This window comes from Flavobacterium sp. 28YEA47A (assembly GCF_041262125.1).
GTDB lineage: Bacteria > Bacteroidota > Bacteroidia > Flavobacteriales > Flavobacteriaceae > Flavobacterium.
This window is the reverse complement of the sequence record NZ_JBGCCI010000007.1, coordinates 39,930-64,225: the sequence shown is the minus strand read 5'-3', so window position 1 is coordinate 64,225 and position 24,296 is coordinate 39,930. Positions and strand designations below refer to the sequence as shown.

Annotated in this window: 23 protein-coding genes and 1 tRNA gene; 12 read left to right on the top strand and 12 right to left on the bottom strand. The window is 36.5% G+C overall.

All coding sequences use genetic code 11. The annotated features are described in order from the left end of the window. Positions 1-44: 44 nt before the first annotated feature. From ABH942_RS11320 to ABH942_RS11310, 3 genes are all read right to left on the bottom strand, one after another. Positions 45-617, bottom strand: a complete 573-nt coding sequence (locus ABH942_RS11320; protein WP_370032037.1) for a Crp/Fnr family transcriptional regulator — start codon at positions 615-617, stop codon at positions 45-47. A 137-nt stretch (positions 618-754) separates the two neighbouring features. Beyond that, positions 755-1,813 (bottom strand): mannose-1-phosphate guanylyltransferase, encoded by a 1,059-nt coding sequence (locus ABH942_RS11315; protein WP_370032035.1) that lies wholly within the window; start codon positions 1,811-1,813, stop codon positions 755-757. 75 nt (positions 1,814-1,888) lie between these two features. Further along, positions 1,889-2,494 carry a SprT-like domain-containing protein gene (locus ABH942_RS11310; protein WP_370032034.1) on the bottom strand — a complete coding sequence of 202 codons (606 nt, stop codon included), beginning with the start codon at positions 2,492-2,494 and terminating at the stop codon, positions 1,889-1,891. Between the two features lie 47 nt (positions 2,495-2,541). Between ABH942_RS11310 and ABH942_RS11305 the strand changes: the two genes are divergently transcribed. Next, the gene (locus ABH942_RS11305) at positions 2,542-3,222 is read left to right on the top strand and encodes a class I SAM-dependent methyltransferase (RefSeq protein ID WP_370032032.1); all 681 of its coding nucleotides are present in this window, start codon (positions 2,542-2,544) and stop codon (positions 3,220-3,222) included. Then, positions 3,219-3,926 carry a VanW family protein gene (locus ABH942_RS11300; protein WP_370032030.1) on the top strand — a complete coding sequence of 236 codons (708 nt, stop codon included), beginning with the start codon at positions 3,219-3,221 and terminating at the stop codon, positions 3,924-3,926. Before ABH942_RS11305 ends, ABH942_RS11300 begins: the two co-directional genes overlap by 4 nt. Here the strand turns inward: ABH942_RS11300 and ABH942_RS11295 are convergent. Then, positions 3,915-4,592, bottom strand: coding sequence for an SDR family NAD(P)-dependent oxidoreductase (locus ABH942_RS11295; protein WP_370032028.1), 678 nt, complete (start codon positions 4,590-4,592; stop codon positions 3,915-3,917). The two genes, ABH942_RS11300 and ABH942_RS11295, sit on opposite strands and share 12 nt — an antisense overlap. Positions 4,593-4,874: 282 nt before the next feature. After that, a complete protein-coding gene (locus ABH942_RS11290) occupies positions 4,875-5,834 on the bottom strand; it encodes a M28 family peptidase (protein ID WP_370032344.1) in 960 nt (319 codons plus the stop codon). 496 nt (positions 5,835-6,330) lie between these two features. Between ABH942_RS11290 and ABH942_RS11285 the strand changes: the two genes are divergently transcribed. Beyond that, complete coding sequence (locus ABH942_RS11285) at positions 6,331-6,624, top strand: hypothetical protein (protein ID WP_370032025.1); 294 nt, start codon at positions 6,331-6,333, stop codon at positions 6,622-6,624. 153 nt (positions 6,625-6,777) lie between these two features. Beyond that, the gene (locus ABH942_RS11280) at positions 6,778-8,118 is read left to right on the top strand and encodes a sigma-54-dependent transcriptional regulator (protein WP_370032023.1); all 1,341 of its coding nucleotides are present in this window, start codon (positions 6,778-6,780) and stop codon (positions 8,116-8,118) included. Between the two features lie 143 nt (positions 8,119-8,261). Here the strand turns inward: ABH942_RS11280 and ABH942_RS11275 are convergent, their stop codons facing one another. Both ABH942_RS11275 and ABH942_RS11270 read right to left on the bottom strand, forming a co-directional pair. Then, the gene (locus ABH942_RS11275; protein WP_370032021.1) at positions 8,262-10,676 is read right to left on the bottom strand and encodes an ATP-binding protein; all 2,415 of its coding nucleotides are present in this window, start codon (positions 10,674-10,676) and stop codon (positions 8,262-8,264) included. A gap of 89 nt (positions 10,677-10,765) precedes the next feature. Further along, positions 10,766-11,908, bottom strand: a complete 1,143-nt coding sequence (locus ABH942_RS11270; protein WP_370032019.1) for an acyl-CoA dehydrogenase — start codon at positions 11,906-11,908, stop codon at positions 10,766-10,768. A gap of 98 nt (positions 11,909-12,006) precedes the next feature. Here ABH942_RS11270 and ABH942_RS11265 point away from each other — a divergent pair, with 98 nt between their 5' ends. The 6 genes from ABH942_RS11265 to ABH942_RS11240 all read left to right on the top strand — a co-directional run bounded on the left by ABH942_RS11265 (position 12,007) and on the right by ABH942_RS11240 (position 18,203). After that, positions 12,007-13,074 carry an anhydro-N-acetylmuramic acid kinase gene (locus ABH942_RS11265; protein WP_370032017.1) on the top strand — a complete coding sequence of 356 codons (1,068 nt, stop codon included), beginning with the start codon at positions 12,007-12,009 and terminating at the stop codon, positions 13,072-13,074. Between the two features lie 86 nt (positions 13,075-13,160). Then, positions 13,161-14,387, top strand: a complete 1,227-nt coding sequence (locus ABH942_RS11260) for a Glu/Leu/Phe/Val dehydrogenase dimerization domain-containing protein (protein ID WP_370032016.1) — start codon at positions 13,161-13,163, stop codon at positions 14,385-14,387. Positions 14,388-14,458: 71 nt separating this feature from the next. Further along, positions 14,459-15,334: an energy transducer TonB gene (locus ABH942_RS11255; protein WP_370032014.1), complete on the top strand. Its 876-nt coding sequence runs from the start codon at positions 14,459-14,461 to the stop codon at positions 15,332-15,334. A gap of 23 nt (positions 15,335-15,357) precedes the next feature. Beyond that, positions 15,358-16,578: a folylpolyglutamate synthase/dihydrofolate synthase family protein gene (locus ABH942_RS11250; protein WP_370032012.1), complete on the top strand. Its 1,221-nt coding sequence runs from the start codon at positions 15,358-15,360 to the stop codon at positions 16,576-16,578. A gap of 58 nt (positions 16,579-16,636) precedes the next feature. Continuing rightward, a tRNA-Val gene (locus ABH942_RS11245) sits at positions 16,637-16,714 on the top strand. A gap of 259 nt (positions 16,715-16,973) precedes the next feature. Then, positions 16,974-18,203, top strand: coding sequence for a transglutaminase-like domain-containing protein (locus tag ABH942_RS11240; RefSeq protein WP_370032011.1), 1,230 nt, complete (start codon positions 16,974-16,976; stop codon positions 18,201-18,203). Between the two features lie 146 nt (positions 18,204-18,349). Here the strand turns inward: ABH942_RS11240 and ABH942_RS11235 are convergent, their stop codons facing one another. The 5 genes from ABH942_RS11235 to ABH942_RS11215 all read right to left on the bottom strand — a co-directional run bounded on the left by ABH942_RS11235 (position 18,350) and on the right by ABH942_RS11215 (position 22,694). Beyond that, a complete protein-coding gene (locus ABH942_RS11235; RefSeq protein WP_370032009.1) occupies positions 18,350-19,318 on the bottom strand; it encodes a S41 family peptidase in 969 nt (322 codons plus the stop codon). Between the two features lie 127 nt (positions 19,319-19,445). Continuing rightward, positions 19,446-20,585: a hypothetical protein gene (locus ABH942_RS11230; RefSeq protein ID WP_370032007.1), complete on the bottom strand. Its 1,140-nt coding sequence runs from the start codon at positions 20,583-20,585 to the stop codon at positions 19,446-19,448. A 99-nt stretch (positions 20,586-20,684) separates the two neighbouring features. Continuing rightward, on the bottom strand, positions 20,685-21,188 hold the full coding sequence (locus tag ABH942_RS11225) for a hypothetical protein (RefSeq protein ID WP_370032005.1): 504 nt from the start codon (positions 21,186-21,188) through the stop codon (positions 20,685-20,687). Between the two features lie 31 nt (positions 21,189-21,219). Next, positions 21,220-21,762, bottom strand: a complete 543-nt coding sequence (locus tag ABH942_RS11220) for a hypothetical protein (RefSeq protein ID WP_370032004.1) — start codon at positions 21,760-21,762, stop codon at positions 21,220-21,222. A gap of 182 nt (positions 21,763-21,944) precedes the next feature. Next, positions 21,945-22,694, bottom strand: coding sequence for a LytR/AlgR family response regulator transcription factor (locus tag ABH942_RS11215; protein ID WP_370032002.1), 750 nt, complete (start codon positions 22,692-22,694; stop codon positions 21,945-21,947). Between the two features lie 273 nt (positions 22,695-22,967). On the opposite strand from ABH942_RS11215, the gene ABH942_RS11210 reads away from it, so the two are divergent. After that, positions 22,968-23,375: a 5-fold beta-flower protein gene (locus ABH942_RS11210; RefSeq protein ID WP_370032001.1), complete on the top strand. Its 408-nt coding sequence runs from the start codon at positions 22,968-22,970 to the stop codon at positions 23,373-23,375. A 127-nt stretch (positions 23,376-23,502) separates the two neighbouring features. Next, positions 23,503-24,285, top strand: a complete 783-nt coding sequence (locus ABH942_RS11205; RefSeq protein ID WP_370031999.1) for a DUF4261 domain-containing protein — start codon at positions 23,503-23,505, stop codon at positions 24,283-24,285. Positions 24,286-24,296: the final 11 nt, after the last annotated feature.

The following is a 24,296-nucleotide window of genomic DNA, read 5'->3' as shown; positions in this document are numbered from 1 at the left end:
GGTCTGTTTTGTATAATGATGTCGGCTTGATAAAAATCAAGAATTCAAGAAAGTTGCTTTTTTCTTATCCGGCTAAAAGTTTCAGGTGTCATACCAAGCATTGAAGCAATATACTGCAATGGAACCTGATTGAATAATTCTTTATTGTTTTCGAAGAAAAAATAATAGCGTTCTTCTGCGGTCATAGAAAGATGGCTAAAGATTCTGTCTTCTAGTGTTGTAAAGCAATGTACAATAAACAGTTTCTCTAACTCAGGCCATTTCGGAATAGCAGTTTTTATCTTATCGTATTCGCTTTTCCTGATAGTATAAATCTCTACATCGGTTAATGCCTGAATGGTCCAACGAGCCGGCTGGTCAAAAATAAAACTGGACAAATCGGTAACGAAGTAACCTTTTGTAGAAATCCATTGCGTAATCTCTTTGGTTTCCGTTTCGAGAAAAATCCTCAAAAACCCGGATTGCACAAAACTCAGCCGATCACATTTTTTATTTGTTCTAAGGAAATAATCTCCTTTTTTCAATAGCTCCGGCTCAAATAAAGATGTAATGGATTGTAGTTCTTCTGTGTTAACAATTCCGAAGTATTGTTTCAGACTGATCTCAAATTCTGTCATTTTGTTTCTTTTTTGGAAATATACTGCATTTCGCTATAAAAAGCCTTTGAGAATTGAATATTTGAGACCTTTCTTACGGAGCGGAACAAAAAAACGGACAAAAAAAGAGGCTGTTATTTTTGGACAGCCTCTTTTTTTTATTTGTTCATAATCTCTCTAATTCTTTTTATTTCCTGTTCTTTTCCCTTAGGATAAATCAACAGTACATCTTCTTTATCGACAATAATATAATCGTTTAATCCGTCAATAACAATTAATTTTTTTGCATCAGTACGGATGATATTATTGGAAGCATTTTCCAGAAAAACAGATGCATTTACAACTGCATTCAGCTGGTTATCTTTTGGAAGTTTTTCGTATAATGAGCCCCATGTTCCCAAATCATTCCAATCAAAAGTGGCAGGAAGCACAAATACATTCGGTGCTTTTTCCATAACAGCGTAATCAATCGAAATATTTTCAGAATCGGCATAATTCTCCTCTATAAAAACTTTTTCCAAATCTGAATTATAGGCACCATAACCCAACATAAACAAGTTATACATTTGGGGCTGAAATGTCTCAAAAGCCTGTATGATTGATTTTGCACTCCAGATAAATATTCCGGCATTCCAAAGAAAATTACCGCTTTTTAAAAATTCTTTTGCTGTTTCATAATCTGGCTTCTCGCGGAACTGGTTTACTTTTTTTATATTGTTTGCATCCGACTTATCGTATTCAATATAGCCAAAACCCGTATTTGGAAAAGTAGGCTGGATCCCTAAAGTCATCAAGGCGTTATCTTTTTCACAGAAGTCAAAAGCAGTTTGCAGATTGTTTATGAATGCGGTTTCATCTTCAATCCAATGATCGCTTGGAGCCACAACCATAACAGCGTCTGGGTTTATTTTTTTTATCTTCAGCGAAGCATATAAAATACAAGGAGCCGTATTTCTCATTGCCGGTTCCAGCAATACCTGTTCCTGTCTCACTTGTGGAAGCTGACTTAAAACCAGGTCATTGTATCTTTCATTGGTCAGAATAAAAATATTTTCTTCCGGTATTAATTTAGACAATCTTCCGAATGTTTTTTGGATCAAGGTTTCTCCAGTTCCCAGCATATCGTGAAACTGTTTTGGAAATTCGCTGGTACTAACCGGCCAAAATCGTGAACCGACACCTCCAGCCATTAATATGGCATAATAATTTTTATTCATCTTGGATAAAGAGTTTATACAATCTCTATGTAAATATTCTTATTTCTAAATTTAAATCAAAGCATTTAATCAACATTAACATCGGGCCGGCAAAAGCTCAACCTCAGCATTGGGGCTAAACAGATAAGTTCTTCCCGTACTTACTTCCTCACATTCAAATCTTTTAATTCTCTGAGCTCCTTTTTTAAATATTTTGCCGTTATGAATCCTGAAAAAACTCCCGTAAGGTATCTCAAAAATATAACTTTTGTCATTTTCTTTGTCAAATTGCTTTAAAGCCAATGACAAAGTCGCATCAGTATCACTACTTGCCGCAGGATTTCTGAAATGCCTTGCCATTAGAGGCAATATATGGCTTGGAAAAATTTCAGGTCGGATAAAAGGCACCATTAACTGCTGGAACGTATACTTCCATTCATTGCCATGAGGCTTAATATTCCTTCCGAATTTTTTAAAGGCTACCAGATGTGCGATTTCATGAATCAGCGTCATCAGGAACTTGTACTTATTCAAACTGGAATTGACAGTGATTTCATGTTTCCCACCCAGACCTTTTCTATAATCGCCATGACGTGTAACACGTTCATTGACAATTTTAAGATGGACTTCATTAGCCTTAATCAACTCGAAACAAGGTTCCACAGCATGTTCAGGCAGGTATTTTGACAAGACTTCACTCATTATTACAAATTTATTTATTTTTGGTAGAAAAGCTATACATTTAGAATATGATTGAAGAAATAAAAACATATTATAATGAATTAGCATCCACTTATGACCAAAACAGGTTTGGAAATTCCTACGGCACCTATATTGACATACAAGAAAGGACCTATCTTGAAAAACGTTTGCCTCATAACAGCACTGCTAATATTCTGGATTTAGGTTGCGGAACAGGAAGATTTATGAATTATGCAAATCATGGTGTAGACATCAGTCCAAAAATGATCGAAATAGCTCAGGAAAAATTCCCGGACAAAACCATTAATTTGGGAAGTGTTTCTCAAATTCCACATCCGGATGCTTTCTTTGATATTATCTTTTCTTTCCATGTTCTGATGCATTTGGACAAAACCGCTGTAACAGATTTCCTCAATGAATCACATCAAAAATTAAAAGAGAACGGCAGGTTGATTTTCGATTTTCCTTCTCAAAAAAGGAGAAGGCTTTTCAATTACAAAAACAAAGGCTGGCATGGCGCTAATGCCCTTTTAATAAAAGATATCGAAAATCTTATAAAACAGGACTGGAAAATAAAACAGTATCAGGGAATACTCTTTTTTCCCATCCACAGATTTCCTTCTTCAATCCGACCTTTATTGCAAAAAATCGATACTCTTTTTTGTAAAACCTTTCTCAAAGAGTATTCTTCTTACCTCGTTATCGAATTAGAAAAAGCAAAAAGGTGAAAAAACTTATCCCAAATTTCGTAAAGTTAAAATTCAAGGTAATAAAAAGAAAGATTACCGATCTTAAATTTATTTCTAAAAATCGCTTTGCCCAAAAAAGGCCACATGAAAATATATCCGGTTTCTCCATTACAATTCAGCAAGAAATAAAAAAGGGAACCTTTTTAGAGAACAAAATCCATAACCTGAAACTGGCCTCCAAAACAATTAATGAAATTTGTATCTATCCGGGCGAACTGTTTTCTTTTTGGAAAACCGTGGGATATCCTTCCGAAAGAAACGGCTTTAAAAAAGGAAGAAACATCGTAAATCAGAAAATTTCTGAAGAAGTTGGCGGCGGACTTTGTCAGCTTTCTGGAATCATCTATCATACGGCACTGACAGCCAATCTCCAGATATTGGAAAGACACAATCATTCTGTCGACATTTATTCCGAAGAAGAGCGTTTTACTCCTTTAGGTGCCGACGCTACTGTTGTTTATGGATATAAAGACCTGTGGATTAAAAACAACACTGACATTCCGATTCAATTTAAAATCGAAATTGAAGGTTCCCATATTAGCTGTTCACTGAACAGTCAGAACGAAATTGAAGAACATCATGTGTCTTTCAATACTATCGACAGGGGCAAAAAAATTGAAGTGGTTACCTTTATAGAGAATAAAAAAGTCGCTCTTTCTTTCTATAACAAATTAAGGCGTTGATGAAGACACCTGTAGTACTTTTCCGTTATAAAATTTATTCCCTTTTAAAGTAAAATCATAGATGTAATCTGCCATTTCTTTTGCTGAAAGCGGAGCTTGATAGCCCGGAAAAGCTTCGGCAAGCATTTCAGTCTGTACAGATCCTAAAGCCAATACGTTAAACGAAATTCCTCTTTCTTTATATTCCTCAGAAAGCAGTTCAGAAAGCGTAATTACGGCTCCTTTACTGGAACTGTAGGCCGAAAGTCCGGCAAATTTCATACTGCCCTGAATACCGCCCATACTGCTGATAGTCACCACATGGCTTCCCGGTTTCAAATAAGGTAATGAAATTCGGGTCAGGGAAGCAACTCCAAAAACATTTACTTTATAAATTTTCTCAAAATCCTGTGTTGATGTTTCGGAAAACGGTTTTAATAATAAGGCTCCTGCATTATGGACAATGGCATCTACCTGTTTCCATGCAGAAGAAAGAAAGTTTTCAATTTTAGCCAGATCGTCTTCTTTAGATAGGTCGACAGAAAGGCAGGTTATATTTGGATTTTCTATTAATGCCTGAGGTGTTTTTCTGGAAATAGCCAAAACCTGATGACCTGCATTTGCAAATAGTAAAGCTAATTCGTAACCAATTCCTCTACTTGTTCCTGTTATGATAATATTTTTCATTCTAATTTTTAAATCGCAAAGCTATCCTTGCATTATAAGTTATACTTTTTTATTCTGCGGCTCTGCGTCTTTGCGAGCCATTTCTCACGCAAAGACGCTGAGCCGCAAAGTTCATAAAGAGAAATCACTGAAAGTTAACATTTCATACTTTCTTTCATTTGGTATAGATTTCTTAAATCTGCAAATTATTTTAATCTGTGGGTAAAATAAAATTCCGCAACTGAAACAAACCGGTGAAATCAATTTATCTTTATAAGGCGTAAACTCCTTGCCAGCCTTTAATTATTTCTTCAAAGCAATTTCTTTTGTGGAAGAATTTGCCATTTTTTCAACTACTGGCAACATATCCTGAATAAAAGATGTTATATGTGCCGTATCCATCAGCTTAAATTCGTCCTGTACCTGATGGTAATAGTTGAAATTTTCAAAGTCAAATGTACAAACTGTCTGTGCAGGCACATTAAATTCTTTATAAAACGGATAATTATCTGAAGCCATAAACAACCTATATGTCAGTTCCTGCTGTACAAAACCAACCAGATTTTTCCCTGAATATTCATTGAATTTAGTAGCCATATTCGATTTTGCATATCCGGTTATATAAGCTGTGAAATCACGTTTCATAGGAACACCAATCATTTCAAAATTCAGCATCGTATAGATATTAAAATTCTGTGCTTTTAATTTTTTCGCAAGATGTTCTGAGCCTAACAATCCTTCTTCTTCGGCAGAAAAAAACACAAAAAGCAGACTTCTTTTATTTGACTTAAACTTGCCAAAATATTTTGCTATTTCTGTAACTGCCGTAGTCCCGGAAGCATTATCATTTGCTCCATTATTAATAGTATCTCCGTTTATTGCTTCTTTTGCCAGGCCAATATGATCATAATGTGCTCCGACAACTACAAATTCATTTTTTAGTTTTGGGTCATTTCCTTCCAAATACCCTACAATATTATACGCTAACTTTGGATAGTTAGAAAGCGTGTCTTTATAGGTCTTAAAATAAGGCTTGATATGATTTTGCGAAAAAACAGTTTCCAGATATTGAGCCGCCTTTTCAATTCCTTCTGACCCAGCTTTTCTGCCTTGCAATTCATCAGAAGCAAGAAATTCTAAGGTCTTCGCAACCGATTCCTGATTTACCTTATACGATTTGGCAAGACTGTCTGATCCGCTATCATAAATATTTGATTTACAACTTAATGCAATCAAAAAAAACAGACAAACTATTCTCTTAATCATTAGATCTACAGTTGACAGATTGGTTTTGGCTAAAGTAAAAAAAATACTGCAATTAGCAGCTCAAAACTTATCCGGGTTTGCTCATCCATCCAAACCCTTATGACTCTGCGATTTTGCGAGCTATTTTTTACGCAAAAATCGCAGAGTTGCAAAACCCATAAAAAGTTTTTTTTGAAAATTGTTATTTTTCACATCTCATTCTTTAGACATAATCTTTTCTGTAACTTTTCTTACTTTTTTATAACTAAATCACGAGAATCAGCTTTTTCTTACATTCTCAAAATGTCACTAAAATTGTTGAATTCCACACTTTTTTTAGACAAATTCCACACTTTTACACATATTCCCCACATTCAACAATAATTAAAAAAACAAAAATAACACTGATTTACAGATACTTACAACCATTCGGCATAACTTTCTCAAAATGGCACATTTCTTTCTATTAACTAATCGAAAAAGAAACACAGCTATTACCCCAAAAAAAATTGTTATGAAAAAGATTTTAGTATTAGCCGGATTAATATTAGGAGTTGGGGTAAACGCTGCGGTATCAAATAAAATGACAAATGAAATTTCCGTAATTCAGGAAAAACAATATAAACCAATTGAACCATCTGCTATTCCAGCTGATGTACTAAAAAACATCAGTTCAAAATATGGCGGATATACAATAAAGGAAGCACACGTTGCTAGCGACGGAGAATTCAAGCTGGTACTTTCAAAAGATGATAAGACCGTTACAGCTTATTTCACGGCTACAGGTGAGCTTATAAAAGAAGCATAGTTTAAGTTAAGTTTGTTGAAGGAAGAATTTATATTCTTCGCAATATAAAGGAGATGTGGGGGCATCTCCTTTATTGTTTTTATATTATAACATATATTAACATTTAAAATTGGTTTAAAATTTTAAATTTGTGAAAAACATTAGTACCCCAATATGAGTTCGAAAATCTTGGTGATTGATGATGACACGTCTTTTTGTGTAATGCTGAAAACCTTCTTGCAAAAAAAAGGTTATGATGTTACCAATGCTTTCAATGCGAAAGAAGCTGAAGAAGCGATACGAAATCAAATTTTTGATGTTGTCCTTACAGATATCCGACTGCCAGACAGTGACGGTATCCAGATATTAAAATATATAAAAGAAACTTCTTTTAAGACCCAGGTTGTTCTAATGACCGGGTATACTGATATTAAAACAGCCGTCAGTGCCATGAAATTGGGAGCCTATGATTATGTGGGTAAACCTATCAATCCTGACGAGATTCTTCACACTATCGAACAGTCTCTAAAAAAGAGACTTGAGAAGCCGGAACCTGTTGCCGAGAAAAAAGAAAAAAAAGAAACTTCCGATTTTGCTTTTGTAAAAGGCGCCAGCTCTATATCCAATCAGCTGCATGAATACATCGGTCTTGTTTCGCCTACCAATATGTCTGTATTAATCATTGGCGATAGCGGTACGGGAAAAGAATACATTGCACATACCATACACATGCAAAGCAAGCGTAAAGACAAGCCTTTTATTCCTGTTGATTGTGGTGCTATTCCCAAAGAACTAGCTTCAAGCGAATTTTTCGGACATATAAAAGGTTCCTTTACCGGAGCTATCAATGACAAAACCGGACATTTTGAAGCTGCGAATGGTGGAACATTGTTTTTGGACGAAGTAGGAAACCTTTCCTATGAAGTACAAATTCAACTACTTCGCGCATTGCAGGAACGAAAAGTAAAACCGGTAGGAAGCAATCATGAAATCAAGGTTGACATCCGTGTCATTGCTGCCACTAATGAAGATCTTTCCGAAGCTGTTAAGCGAGGAGATTTCCGTGAGGATTTATATCACAGGCTCAATGAATTTTGCATCCAGGCTCCTAGATTGAGCGAAAGAAAGCAGGATATTATGGTTTTTGCACATCATTTTCTGGCTTTGGCTAATGATGATCTCGAAAAAAACATTGAAGGTTTTGATGACGAAGTCATTGAATTATTTATGAATTATGACTGGCCTGGAAACCTTCGTGAGATGAAAAATACGATCAAAAGATCTGTATTGCTTACAAAAACCAATACCGTTCCTATTGATGTGTTGCCACAAGAAATGCGTACTGCCATAGAGCAGGAAAATGCGATTCCGTATTATTCAAAAGAAAATGAAGAATCGGCAATCCGTTCTGCATTAGAAAAAGCAGGCTTTAATAAAACCAAAGCTGCCAAATTGCTAAATATTGACCGTAAGACACTTTATAACAAATTGAAATTATACAGTATCGATCTTTAGTTTCTATTGAGATTTTTAGCCGCAGATTAGAATAATTACACCAGATCTAAGATTATTCCAGATGAAAGAAGATATGAAATTCTACTTTCTATAACTTCCTATTTCGCATACAAAACACACAACCTTAGCACCTCAGAACCTCTTTAACTAATTTCCTTCTCCAATTCAGAAATTAAAATTGATAGCTTTTGGAAAATACTCTCTACATATTTTTCCATTTCTTCCTTACTATATTCCAGACTTTGATCTTCTATCGGTTCTAACAGGTCCGAAATTGTATATACTTCCATTTGCTTGAGCATCGGAATCATCTTATGGGCTATTTCCGACATCCTTATTACGTTCATTTCACAAGTAGCCTGTCGTAACGCTTCCGTATTTTCTGAAACGCTCATAATAAACGTATCCACAATTAGCTTTAAAGAAACCGGATCGTTTTGGGTAAACTTATTCAGGCTCGTCAAATCAAATAGCTTTTCATCTTTTCTGGCTTCGGCAACCTGAACTCCAATATCTACAGGCTTCCCATCGAATATGGATTTCATAAGAAACAGAAGTTCTTCCAATCGCAATGGTTTTGGATGGAATGCAGTAAAACCTTTGCTTGTAAAATCTTCCGGATTAAGATTTCTCTTTCCTGATAGAGCAATTACCGGAATAGAAGCTATTTGCTGGTTGTTGTTATTGCGGATAATCCTTACCAACTCAAATCCATCAATGTTAGGCATTTGAATGTCGCTTAAAACAAGATCAAATTGCTCATGTTCTAATAAATCCCTCACTTTGGCAGCATCGACCAACGTAGTTATTTTTACAGGATAATTGGAGAAAATCTCCTTCATTAACGAAAGCTGCATCGCATCGTCATCGACAATAAGAATCCTTTTGTCTTTTAAAAATTCTGCTTCTGAATCCAAACTTGGAACCGCAGTCTCAATAGCTTCTGCTCCTGATTTTATAGCCGGAATCGTAATCGTAAATATTGACCCTTGATTTTCTTCACTATCTAATATGATATCGCCGTCTAAAAGCTGTAGCATTCTTTTGGCAATCGTCAATCCCAGACCTGTTCCGCCAAATTTCTTTTCTATCCCGGCATGTGCCTGGGTAAATTCTTTAAAAACCGCTTTCTGCTTGTTTTTTGCAATCCCTATTCCCGTATCGATTACAGAAACAACAATAGTATCTGATTCTACTTTAGCATGAACCTCAACAGAACCTTCCTGGGTAAATTTTATAGCGTTTGAAATCAGGTTGGTTAAAATTTGCTTGAGCCTATAGGGATCTGACACAAAATTATCATCGAGTACTTCTTCAACATCCCAGTTAAGCTCAATGCCTTTATTTTCCGCATTCGGTCCTAATGGCTTACAGGTACTTTCAATCAGATCTTTAAAATTAAAACTGACTTTTTCAACATTGATGCGGTTATTTTCCAATTTTGAGAAATCCACCAAATCATTGACTAGCTTTAATATATAATTTGAGGAATGCTTTATGTTGTCAAGATATTGTTCTTGTTTCGGATTAATATTGGTGTTTTTTAGCAGGTCAGAAAAACCGATAACGCTTCCCAGTGGCGTCTGTATATCATGTGTAACAGTAGCCAAAAGCATCATTTTGCTTCGAAGCAGGTCTTCTTTTTCAGCATTCAGGCTCTCAAGCTGATTTCTGTAATTTTGATTTATAGTAATGTCTCTTATGATAATATATCCAAAAATAATCAGCAGACAGAATGTTATGGCCCCAACCCATGCAATCGTCTGAATAGTATTATCGATGGCGAGTTTGGATTCATTGATTTTTGCATATGAATTTTCCAACATCTGTTTTTCTAAAGAAGACAGAACCGTTCGGAGTTGATCTGAAATATATCGGTTTTCATCAAGCATTTTCTGCTCCTTTCCTGCCAATTCATATTGCGTTTCAAGCTCTCTTGCAGCCATTTTTCGCATGCCCCTTTGAATCGCAATCATAAGCGAATCGTTAGAAAGCGGTAGCTTACTCAAAGAATCCAGCTGTCTTTTCGTAAGCACTTCATTTAAAAACGACCTGTATTGTTGCCTTCCTGAAAACTGCACCGGTTTTATTTTTTTGACCAATGAGTCTTTTGTAGTGTACACCTTTCTTTCGGCTTTTCTATAAGTAACCTTTGTATCAAGATCTTTCCGAAACTTTATAATTTCATTGATACTGTTTTTCTTTCTCTGAAGCAAGTACTGAATCGTATCCAGCTTAGGAAGCTGTGTTTTATCGGCTTCCGATTTTATAGCCTCAATTTCTAATTTTATACTGTCAAGCAGCTTGGTATATTCGTTAAGATCAGCCTTAGAGCCTGTCAATATCGAATTTCTTCCCACAGTTTCAGAAGCATACAAACTGGCAATAGCATTACTGACACGGATTACCTTTTGGTTGTCCGCATTGGCGTCATTGCTAGGAGTGGCAATTTTTAGGATTTCAGAATAGATAAACCAGACCGACAAAGCGGCTATCACAAAAAGCAATAAATATCCTACAATAACTTTTACTTTTAAAGATTTCGGTTTCTGACTCATGAGGATAAAGATACTATTTTAAAATAATCTGTTAAAAAAAAATCCAGCAGAAACTGCTGGATTTTTTAAACGCCAAACTCTGGCAAAACTTAAGCATTCAGGATGCTTCTTGAAATTACAATTCTTTGAATTTCTGAAGTTCCTTCATATATCTGAGTGATTTTTGCATCACGCATCATTCTTTCTACATGGTATTCTCTTACATATCCGTTACCACCATGAATTTGTACCGCTTCAATAGTAGTATCCATTGCAGTTTGAGAAGCAAATAATTTCGCCATCGCTCCTGATTGTGAAATGTCTTGTCCGGCATCTTTTTCAGAAGCTGCTTTCAGGCATAGCAATTCTGCTGCGCTAATCTGAGTTGCCATATCTGCCAATTTAAAAGCAATAGCCTGGTGCTTGGAGATTTCTTTTCCAAACGCTTTTCTTTCTTTAGAGTATTTCAATGCCAGTTCATAAGCTCCTGTTGCGATTCCAAGTGCCTGAGAAGCGATTCCGATTCTTCCGCCATTCAATACCGCCATTGCAAAATTGAATCCGAAACCTTCTTCTCCGATTCTGTTTTCTTTAGGAACTTTTACATCTGTGAACATCAAAGAATGCGTATCAGATCCACGAATTCCCATTTTTTGCTCTTTCGGGCCAATTTCAAAACCAGCCCATCCTTTTTCAACAAGAAATGCATTGATTCCTTTGTGTCCTTTTTCAATATCGGTTTGAGCAATTACAATATAAGTAGAAGCCGTAGCTCCGTTTGTAATCCAGTTTTTTGTGCCATTCAAAAGATAATGGTCACCTTTATCAATTGCTGTTGTTTTTTGAGAAGTCGCATCACTACCTGCTTCTGGTTCAGAAAGACAGAAAGCTCCGATAACTTCACCTTTAGCCAAAGGCACAAGGTATTTTTGTTTTTGTTCTTCGTTACAATATTTCTCAATACCCGCACAAACAAGTGAATTGTTTACAGACATTACGACTGCTGCCGAAGCATCTACTTTTGCAATCTCTTTCATTGCTAAAACGTAAGAAACGCTATCAAGACCAGCCCCTCCATATTTAGGGTCAACCATCATCCCAAGAAAACCTAGATCAGCCATCATTTTGACTTGTTCAGTTGGAAATTTTGAATGTTCGTCTCTTTCAATTACACCCGGAAGCAGCTCTGCCTGAGCAAAATCTCTAGCTGCTTGCTGAATCATCAGATGTTCTTCGGTTAGTTTAAAATCCATAATTTGTAAAGGTATTATTTGCCGTTTTATTGTTTTTTTGCGCCCAAATGTAAATATTAAATATCAAATTTTCAATAAGATTACCTAATTTTGGCGCTATGGCTAAAGAAAACTATAACGTTATCGGAGTTATGTCAGGCACATCCTTGGATGGCATCGACCTGGCCCATATAATTTTTCATAGGCTGGAAAACTGCTGGCAGTATCAAATCAAGGAAACCAAAGCGGTTCCCTATACAGAAGATTGGGTTTCCAGACTAAAAAGAGCCGTGGATTTTTCCCAGGAAGAACTCGAAAAACTAAATAAGGAGTATACCTTATTATTAGGGAACATAATTTCTGATTTCATTAAAGCAAATCAATTGGAAAATCTGGATGGAGTATGTTCTCACGGACATACAATTCTGCACCAGCCTCAAAATGGATTTACCCTACAGATTGGAAACCTTCCAGAAATAGCAAAACTTACCAATCAGAAAATAATCTGCGATTTCCGCGTGCAGGATGTGGAATATGGCGGACAAGGAGCTCCTTTAGTTCCTATAGGCGATCGTTTTTTGTTTCCGGAATATGATTTCTGCCTGAATCTTGGCGGCTTTTCCAATATTTCATTTGAACAGGATGGCAAAAGAATCGCTTTTGATATTTCTCCGGTAAATACAGTTCTGAATTTCTATGCAGGCTTGTTAGGTCACGAATATGACAACAAAGGAATGATTGCCCGAAGTGGAAGTATTTCTGAACCTTTATTACAAGAACTTAACAGCATTGATTTTTACACTAAAGCCTATCCTAAATCCTTAGGCTATGAATTTGTAAAAACAACCGTATTGCCTATGATGGAAAAACATGACATTTCCATAACAGATAAGTTACGGACATTTGTAGAGCATGTCGCCATACAGACCTCATTGGCGCTTCCTAAAAAAACAGGAACTATTTTAGCAACCGGAGGCGGAGCGTATAATGAGTTCTTGCTGGAACGAATGGCTTTCCATTTACCAGAAATAACATTCAAAGTACCTGACGGCAAAACAGTAGAATATAAAGAAGCCTTGATTTTTGCCTTACTTGGCATTTTAAAACTGCGAAATGAAGTGAATGTATTGGCTAGCGTGACCGGAGCCAAACACGATCACAGTTCCGGAAAAATATTCCTGCCTTAAACGGAATTCCTAAAACTTTGTGCATTGATGCTTTTAAAACTATATTTGCAAACCAATAAAAAACAACAGACAAATAATACAATATAATGAAAGATTTACTTAAGAAATTTGAGAATAAAGAACCTGAAATAATATTCAACTGGAAAGATGCCGAAACTGAAGCGGAAGGATGGACAGTAATCAACTCTCTTCGCGGCGGTGCTGCCGGTGGCGGAACAAGAATGAGAAAAGGGCTTGATGTGAATGAGGTTCTCTCTTTGGCAAAAACCATGGAGGTAAAATTTTCAGTTTCAGGGCCTGCAATTGGCGGAGCTAAATCCGGTATCAATTTCGACCCGAACGATCCAAGAAAAAAAGGCGTTTTACAAAGATGGTATAAGGCAGTTTCTCCTTTATTGAAAAGCTATTATGGAACCGGAGGCGATTTAAACGTTGATGAAATCCATGAGGTAATTCCAATGACAGAAGAATGTGGTGTATGGCATCCGCAGGAAGGTGTTTTCAACGGACATTTCAAGCCAAGTGAAGCTGATAAAATCAATAGAATTGGACAATTGCGTCAGGGTGTTGTGAAAGTTATTGAAAACCCTATCTATTCTCCTGATGTAAACCAAAAATATACAGTAGCCGACATGATTACTGGTTTTGGTGTGGCAGAAGCAGTACGTCATTTCTATGACATCTACGGTGGAAGTATCAAAGGAAAAAAAGCTATTGTTCAGGGATTTGGAAACGTAGGTTCTGCTGCAGCTTATTATTTGGCTAATTCAGGAGCAAAAATCGTAGGTATCATTGACAGAGATGGCGGTGTTATCAATGAAAACGGTTTTACTTTTGAAGAAATCAGAAATTTATTCGTTAACAAAAACGGCAACCAGCTTGTAGCTGACAACATGATTCCTTTTGAAGAAATCAACAAAAAGATATGGACAATAGGTGCTGAAATCTTTACTCCATGCGCTGCTTCAAGATTAGTTACTCAAGAGCAATTAGACAATATGGCTGCTGCCGGACTGGAAGTAATTTCATGTGGCGCTAACGTTCCATTTGCAGATAAGGAGATTTTCTTTGGTCCTATTATGGAAGCTGCCGACAAAAAGATAAGCCTGATTCCTGACTTTATTTCAAACTGCGGAATGGCAAGAGTATTTGCTTATTTCATGGAGAAAAAAGTACAGATGACAGACGAAGCTATCTTCAACGATACTTCTGAAACCATCAAAAATGCAATACAAAAAGCTCACGACCTAAATGCTGACAAGAAAAATATCAGTGCGACTGCTTTCGAAATTGCCTTGAAACAGCTGGTCTAATTATTGATAGTATTTAGATAACATTTTTTCGATAATTGCGTTATCTTTATCGAGTATAATTCGCAAAAATTATGAATATCACCCTTTCTGACGAACAAAAAAAGTCTTTAGCCATCACAACAGCTTTGTTTGCGTTGCTGCTATTGCTTTTGTTTCTGATCAAATTTGCTACCGAGGAAAGAATTCAAGAACTTGCCGGAGGCGGAGGCGGAGGTGTGACCGTAAATTTTGGCGACAGCGAGTTTGGTTCTGGTGCTGATTATACAAGCGAGGTTTTAAAAGTAACCCAAGCAACAAAATCAGCGCCACAGCCAACAGCTAGTTCACAAGAAGATATTTTGACACAGAACTCCGACGAGGATGCTGTTTCTGTTACAGAAACAAAAAAGCCTGTCAAGTCAGAAGTCAAAAAACCTACTATTACTCAGGTTGAAGTCAAAAAACCATCAAAATCTACAAATGATGCACTTTCCAGCATTTTGGGCGGTTCTAACAAAGGTGGCGATGGCGACGACGGAGTGTCCGGAAACAAAGGAAAGCTGAATGGCGATAAAAATTCCAACAATTACTATGGTGATGGCGGCTCAGGTGGTGGAACCGGAGGCGGAAATGGCCCGGGTAACGGACCTGGTAATGGTCCCGGAAGCGGACCGGGTTCTGGCGGTGGAAGCGGAGGCGGCTATTCTTTAGGAAACCGAAAAGCCTTGTCAAAACCAACGCCTAACAGTGATTGTAGTAATGAAACTGGAATTGTCGTCGTTGAAGTATCTGTAGATAAAAACGGCAACACCATTAGTGCTACTGCCGGAATTAAAGGAACTACTATCACAGCCAAATGTTTAAGAGATCAGGCAAAACAAGCCGCCATGAGAACCAAATGGCAGGCTAGCGACAATGCTCCTGATCGTCAGGTTGGTAAAATTATCTATAACTTCGGCTTAAACTAAATTACACTGAAACTCATCTCCCGATGACTTATTCTGAAACTTTAGACTGGATGTTCAGCCAGTTGCCAATGTACCAAAAACAAGGTGCTTCGGCTTACAAAGAAGACCTGACCAATACAATTTTATTAGCGGACCATCTTCATAATCCGGAAAAGAACATCAAAACAATCCATGTAGCAGGAACTAACGGAAAAGGATCTACATCCCATTTCCTGGCTTCTATTTTACAGGAAGCCGGATACAAAACCGGACTCTATACTTCTCCGCATTTAAAAGATTTTCGGGAAAGAATAAAAATTGACGGCAAGGAGATCTCAGAAGATTTTGTAGTGCATTTTATTACTTCAAACAAATCCTTTTTTGAACAGAACCAGTTGAGTTTTTTTGAAATGACCGTTGGGCTGGCATTTGATTATTTCCGCCAGGAAAAGGTAGATGTTGCCATTATCGAAGTGGGCATGGGAGGTCGGCTAGACTCTACTAACATCATTTCGCCATTGGTTTCTGTCATTACCAATATTGGGATGGACCATGTGCAGTTTTTAGGCAATACGATGGAAAAGATTGCTTTTGAAAAAGCAGGAATCATCAAATCAAAAACACCTGTGGTTATTGGGGAATATACTACAGAAACAAAGCCCGTATTTGAGAAGAAAGCAACAGAAATGCAATCTGAAATATATTTTGCTTCTGATTTGGTAAGCAGTACCTACCCTTCTACCCTTACGGGAGATTATCAGGAACAAAACAAAAAAACCGTGCTGCAAAGCATCCGCGTATTGCAAGCACAAAGTAATTTTATAATTTCTGAAGAAAACATAAAAGACGGATTCTGGAACGTGATCAAAAACACCGGATTGCAAGGCCGTTGGCAGCAATTAAAAGAAGCTCCAATGGTAATCTGCGATACGGCACATAACAAACACGGACTGGAAATTGTCATGAAACAGGTTGCTCGCCAAAAATTTGACGCACTGCATATCGTTTTAGGTGTTGTAAATGACAAAGATTTGGATGATGTGCTGCCTCTTTTTCCCAAAAATGCCAAATATTATTTTTGCAGACCAAATATTCCACGCGGACTAGACGCAACAGCATTACAAGAAAAAGCAGCAACCTTTGGACTTAACGGAAAAGTATATTCCTCTGTTGCAGATGCTTACAAAATCGCTTTAGAAAATGCTTCTGAAACTGATTTTATCTACATAGGCGGAAGCACATTTGTAGTTGCAGAAATTTTATAATTTTTACGAATATTGTTTGCAGATATAAAAAAACAGTCTATATTTGCACTCGCAATCAGGGCGATTAGCTCAGTTGGTTCAGAGCATCTGGTTTACACCCAGAGGGTCGGGGGTTCGAATCCCTCATCGCCCACCAAGACAAAGCCGAAACTTACGTTTCGGCTTTTTGCATTTTACAAAGTCCTGAAAGGTTTTGGTTTTGTTTTAGCACTACCTTATCCGGTTGGGGCAGCGCTAATCTTTTGTCACCTACAAAAATTTACACGTTAAAAACCTACACCTTTTTTATTTTACACACTACTCTGTTACATTTCAAAAAGAGCCTCGTCTTATTGCAAAAGAGTTTAAAAAAAATCATATTTGTAAAATCAATCATCAAAAAACAGAAACAGCCCATGAAACTTTTGCCTACCTTATTTTTGGCAGCATTTTTTGCATTCAGCTCATTTGCACAAACCAATTCACCAACTTGGAACACATTCCTTTCAGACTTACAAAAAGCACAAGTCGAGTATAGCACACATTATTCCGAAAAGAAATACCAGCAAGCAGCCACAGTATTAAGTACAGTTGCTACTACACTAGACAATTTAAAATTAACCGAAAAAGAAAAGCAGGAATTTCAGCCTATCATCAAAGATGTATATGCTAATGTTTACTATAATTTAGCTTGTTTACAATCGTTGCTAAATGAAAAAAAACAAGCAATTACTAGTTTTGAAAAAGCAATAGTTTGGGGCTATAAAGATTATCAGAATGCTCTAAATGATACAGACCTTACCAACATTCGAAAAGAGAAAAAATTCATAAAAGCATTTAGCCAATTAAAGCAATACGACAAGTTATTCCTATTACAACAATCTGGCAAGTATATATCAGAAAACAAAGGTTCTTCTTTGCCTGCGTTTAACTACCAGACCGCAAACGATCATAATCTAAAAGAAGTGAAACGATATTTCAACCTGGACTCCATAGCCGGAAAAGGTGATGAAGTTTCAAAAATAATTAATATCATGTTGTTTGTTACCAATAGCATTAAGTATGACGGAACGAATTGGGCTTTGTGTGAATTTGATGCCATTGATTTTTACAACTACCATAAGGCAACAGGCAAGGGCATCAATTGCCGACACAAGGCTATGACATTAAATGAAATGTATCTGGCAATGGGTTTTAAATCACGCTATGTAACCTGCATGCCAAAAGACGATACGGACACCGACTGCCATGTTATTAATAGTGTATATTCTGAGACGCTAAAAAAATGGCTTTGGATGGATCCTTCTCATGGCGCTTATGTTATGGACGAAAATAACAATCTGCTGAGTATTGAAGAAGTTAGAGAACGATTAATTAGCAACCAATCCTTAAAGTTAAATACCGAAACGAAAGTAACCAAAATCTGGTATTTGGATAATTACATGGCTAAAAACTTATATTGGATCCAATGCACCAATAAAAGTCAGTTCAATACAGAAAGCAGATACAGACAGGCAGATACCGATTTACAATATATTTCGCTAATTCCTACTGGTTTTGATAAAGACAGCAATAAGTATTTGAAAAATAATGCTATTACTCACGATCCTGCTTATTTTTGGAAATCGCCCGAAGTAAAAAATTAACAATAGAAGATTTATGATGTGATGAAGTTAGAATTTCAAATCTCTTATCACTAAAAAAGGGAAGGATTTTTATCCTTCCCTTTTTTAATATGTAAAACTTATTTTTTCATTTTTCTGAAGAAAAACAGCCTGATACAATTACTAAATCATTGCCTTATCCATTTCTTCGCTTCTTCAATCACCTCATCTTCTTTTGTATTTGAATTGTCCTCAACTGTTACATCTGGGAAAATTTTCTCTTTATATACTTTTCCTGTCCGGTCAGCCGCATGACTTGTTGCCAAATACAGATGTGATCCGTTTGATAAAGGAAACGTACCATTTGAAGTGGTATATCCTGCTGATGGTTGTCCAAATGTTTTTACGTTAGGAATTCCAAGAAATGAAATAGCAGTCATTTCTCCACTACTTGCGGTTAATGAATCTATAAGCACGGCAATTTTTAGCTGCCTGTCTTTTATTTTATAATCGTTGACTTTTGACTTTTTAGACAACAGGTACCCATTTTCGCTTAACCAAGGCATTTTATAATTTGATGCAGGATAAACAAAGTAACCCACTTCTCCATCCTCTATTAATGCATTCAAACCTGCAAGCATGGGCCACATATTGCCGCCTGAATTATGACGCAAGTCAACTATCCATCCGGTAATATCGTTTGTACTATCTACACTTTTAATTTCTTCCCGTATCGTATTGGCAAATGCCAGATCTTTTTCAGCATCAAATATCACACAGCGAGGCACTTTTATCAATCCGATATGGTCTCCCAAGTATTTACCTTTAGGCTGTTCATGATCCGTAATTTGCTTTTTGGCTGACATGGTCTTCTTTGAAACAAAAAAAGAATGGTGATCTCCCGCCTGTCTTAGTTTTTCAGTAAAAAATTTAAATAATATACTCTGACTGACAGAATCATTTTCACTTAATGTAACTGTCTCATATTCGTCTTTAATTTTCTTCCAATCCAAAGAGTCTGTATACAAAGCGTTTTCTTTTATAATCTGAAAGATTTCCTTTTTTAATTTAAGGCTTTCTTTGCTTGCCTTTACTGAATTTTGCCCATATACGACAAATGAGCTAAAGAACAGGATAAGAAAAAAATGTCTGATCATAGTTATATTGATAAAACTTCTGTTTGTTGTCTTAACAAAAATAAGAATAAAGCACTATCAGGTATTTTTATTAAATAAAAAACCGCAGTAGGCAACTGCGGTTTTAAACAAACTTTTACTATTATTATTACTTTTTGATGCTATTGATAAAAGTCTGGAGAAGCGCATCGGTCTCTTCCAGAGTATTTCCGTTATTTTTTACAGAGCTTGAAATGATAAGAGTCAGCTTTGGATTAGTTGGATGTTCCAGAATGTAAATAACAAAGTTGCCTTTTGGAGTCCAATTGGTTGCATTAATATGCTCACGCTCATCCGTATTGGTTTTGAATGCATAACCTTTCATACCATTGATAGTAACTGTTTCAAACATATTCATCAGGTTGCTATTCTTGGCTGCTTTGTTTACACGATATGAAAGCTTAGAAAGCCTGTTTTTCGAATCCAGCAAATCGTTGATATGATCCCATGGCAATGTATATTTCTGGATATCATAATCCTTAAATGGCCTTTTATCATTCATCTGGTTATAATTAGCATAGTATGTCCCGGCATGGATAAAATCGTCTGCCACTTCTTTGGCATTCAGACCTGGATATTTATCACTATCAAGAGCAAAAGCAGTATACCATATTTTGTTCTTTTCACGAAGCTGATACCCAATCTCAGTTCCTTCTCTGCCCAGCATTCCGTTTTGCTTGGTATCCATATCACCCGCTATATTGGTCTTATCGATTGCAAGGTCAAGGAATGGCATAGTAACATTTTTTGCATCCCAAATTGGCACATTGAATGTCATAGGCTCCAACAAATTTACACGTTGCCCGTATTGTCTGTAGCCTGTTTCTTCAGCAACATACAATCCGACTTTTACCTGTATCGTTTTCTGGGTTTCTTGCCCAACAGCTGATGACAATGTCCAATCAAGCGTATTACCATCACCCAAAAAACCTTCTTCACCAAATACTTTAAATTTTTTTGTTGGTGTGTTACTCTTAAAAAAATCTTCGATGGCAACATACCCATCTTTTTGGAGATAAAAAGTCTGGATGTTTTTTTTATTTGCATCAAGAAGCTGAACATAGAGTACGCTCACTCCGGAAATAATCGTGACTTTTTTCGGGTTCTTAAAACCAACCTGCAACGATGCAAGATCATTTTTAGAGACGCTTGCTCCTTCTTTGATTGCCTTCCCGTTGATAAAGGCCGAAAGTTGTGCATGACTTGTAGCACTCATTGCCAAAAGCATGATAAATAGGATTTTTTTCATTTTAGATGTTTTGTATAGGTCTTAAAAATTGAAACAATCTGAAAAAACCACAACCTTTCGGTTATGGCTCATCAGTGAATTAAGTAAGATGTTGTTGTTTTATTTTTTAGGGACGAATTTCATTGTCGTGTTATTTATCAATAACGACAAGCTTTCCGGACTAATTTCCCAAATTGTCCATTGAAATGGATCCAGTGCGCCTTCCGGCATTACGTTTAGAGTTTTATCCTCATCAGTAAGCGACCATTTACCAGTGTAATTTTTGATGGCATTGGTATGATCCATCATTTCAACAGTAACTTTTCCATCAGCACTCAGGTTTAATTCGCTTTTCCCTTTCATGTCAGCTAACACTTTTTCAAGCTGTGCCTTGTATGCTTCTTTGTCCTTAGCTGCATTAAGGCCCACGTTGTAATCAATATCATTTAATACCCAGACTTTTGTCAGGGTTTCTTTTACAGATGCAGGAGCTTTTGTTTCAGTCGCTTCAGTGGCCGTAGCAGTGCTATCTGTAGCAGCCGCATTGTTTTCTTTAGTTTCTTTTGACCCACAGGATACCGCCAGTGCAATCACCAGACCAAACATTACATTTTTAAGTTTCATAAGATTAAATATTAAGCAGTTATTGATTCGTTTAGCGACCATTACGCAAACTTTCTACATTCTTTTTCTTAGCAATCCAGAAAGCAAATAGCGCTAAAACAATAAGAGGGATTCCTGTAATAAGTGCCAATGTTCTGTTTGAAAACCCTGAATATTTTCCTCCTTCTATGTCAGGCGAAATAAAATAAGTGGCTAGTAAAAGCAGAATAGACATTACAAGCAACGTCTTTGACGATTTCAAATTCGGACGGAAAAGAAATACTCCAAATACTATTGATAAAACCATAGAAGCCCCAAACAATACCTGTACAATTGTAAAAGTAGATTCAGACGGAAGTTTTTTAATACCTGATTCTGCTTCAGCAATTTGATTTTCCATTTCTACTTTCGATTCGCCCGTCATGTTCTTGACTTCTTCTTTCATTAAGGTAAGGCTTTGCTGTGCCTGAGCAATCAATTCCTGACTTTCACGAAGTTCATCCTTATCTCGCTGAGATCTCCAGATTGACGCAGAACTTGCGAGTAACACAAACAAAATGATAAAGATTCCAAAAATGCGTACTGTTGTTTTCATTTAAATTGATTTAGGTTGTAATTAAGTTAAGTTTGTACAGCAACTGAAAATCAAATCATTCCAGAACTGCATTGCAATACTAAATCAAAAAGAAATGAAAATTTTGACCGATGAACCTGCGTAACGTTTTACAGGATTATCGTTTGTAATGAAAGAAGAAGTGTTTTTTAAACTAAAGTATCCTACATATTTTCGAGCAGCAAAAGAAATTCTTCTTTTTTGCGTACTGATAAAGGCACCGTAAGCTTGTTTTGCATTACGATTGTATTACCACCATCTGACTTTATAAAATGGTCGAAATAGGCCATATTGACCAGATGCGACTTGTGAGTTCGGAAAAAATTATAAGGCACCAGCATTGTTTCGTATTCCTTGAGGTTGGTAGAAACAATAAGCTTTGGCGCATTGATGAAATTAAAAGTTGTATAATTTTTATCGGCTTCGCAGCTTACGATATCCTGTATATTGACTGAATAGATTTTATCAGCTGTTTTAAGTATCAGTTTTTGGAGATTCTTCGGACGTTCGATATTAGCAAACAGGTTATTGAGTTTCGTATCGAAAACTTCATTGCCGAATGATTCCTGCGCTTTTTTCACAGCATCCACTAATTCTACTGCATCAAGCGGCTTCAGCAGATAGTCAATGGCCGAAAATCGGAATGCCCGGATTGCAAAATCCTCATAGCCTGTGATAAAAATGACTTTAAACTGAATCGGTTTTAGTTTTTGAAGCAGATCAAAGCCCGTTCCGTCAGACATTTCGACATCAAGAAAAACAAGGTCAGGAGAAGTGAGCTTTATTAATTTCACACCCGACTCAACTGATTCTGCCTGTCCGATTATTGAAATATTCGGACAGTTTGATTTTATAATCGCGATATTTTCTTTTCTAATACGCTCAATATCATCAATGACAACGGCTCGTAGCATATAATTCTAGTTTGCGTAAATATAGGAAATTTTAAATCTTACTGTATAAACCTAGTCGACTAAAAAATATTTGTCTGCAAAAAAAAACTATTCAAACGATTAACCTCAGCTATTCAACGTTAATATCCCAAAAAGCTACGTTGCTTAATTTAATATCATACTGACTTTTCTTTCTTCTATATTTGGGTCATTCTGAAGATTTTTTAGGACAGTAAACAGCAACTGACTCAAAATAAAATAATATATTCATAATTATAACACTATTTTTAAGAAATGAAAAAAGCAGCACTCCTTATCATTGCCTTACTAATTTTTACAATTACCAAGGCACAGACTATCGAATCCGGCAGCCGTAGCACTATTGGTTACATTAAAAGTGACGGAACTATTGAAAACAGCAGCCATTCAACAGTTGGTTATATTAAAAACGATGGCACCATTGAAAACAGTAGCCGAAGCACTATTGGCTATATTAAAAGTGATGGTACTATCGAAAACAAAAGCCGATCTACAGTTGGTTATGTAAAGAGCGACGGAACCGTTGAAAACAGCAGCCGATCCACTCTGGGCTATATCAAAGATGACGGAACGATTGAGAATGCCAGCCGTAGCACTATTGGTTATGCCAAAGGAATCAAAAAAGAATGGGTGGCGGTTGTATATTTCTTTTTTAAATTATAACTGTTAGCCGGAGTTTCAAGTCTTTTTTAAAGAAAAACAGACACCGTGGATTTAGAGAAAATCAGCTTAGAATCGCTTGAAATTTATGAATAATACAAAAGAAACAAACTATTAAAACATATCATAAATGGGATTTTTTAAAAAGAAAGAAAAACAGGAAGAAACTGTTAAAAGCAACTTATTGCTTGCAATGCCAATGTTTAACAATGATGAAAGGTTTGATATCGATAAGATAATAGCATACCTCAAATCCGATTGGGGCATTGATGTAACGGATATCGATAAATCTGCAGAGTCGGCAAGTTTTTCTATTCAGGGCGAAACAGTAGTATTGGCAACAATAGCTGCACAAATCCCTATGGGCGATATTAAAGGAGCTGCACAATATGCTTATAATTGGCCAACTGCAGTAAAAGACCTGGAAAATCACAATGTACACGGTCTTGTAACCATATTATCGAATAACACTACCGCTAAAGAGCGCTTTGCGATTTTGACAAAAGTACTAACGGCTATCCTCGCAACAAGTAATTGTATTGGAGTATACCAAGGCACTCAATCTCTACTTATTCCTAAAGCACAATATCTTGACAGTGCTGAAGCCTTAAAATCTGACCGGATTCCACTCGATTTATGGATTTACATAGGTGTCCGAAGAGGAGAGCAAACCAATAGTGCCTATTCTTACGGATTGACCGCTTTTGACAAACTGGAAATGGAGTTTGTAAACGCCCCTATGAGCTTAAGAGAATTGCACACTTTTTTAAGTGAAATTTGCGCTTATGTCATCAAAAGCAATGTTACATTTAAAAGTGGTGAGACATTAGGCTATACAGCAGAGCAGAAAATCAAAATAACACAATCAAAAGGGAAATTTGTAGAAGGAGAATCATTTAAACTGGAATTATAAAATTCGTAATT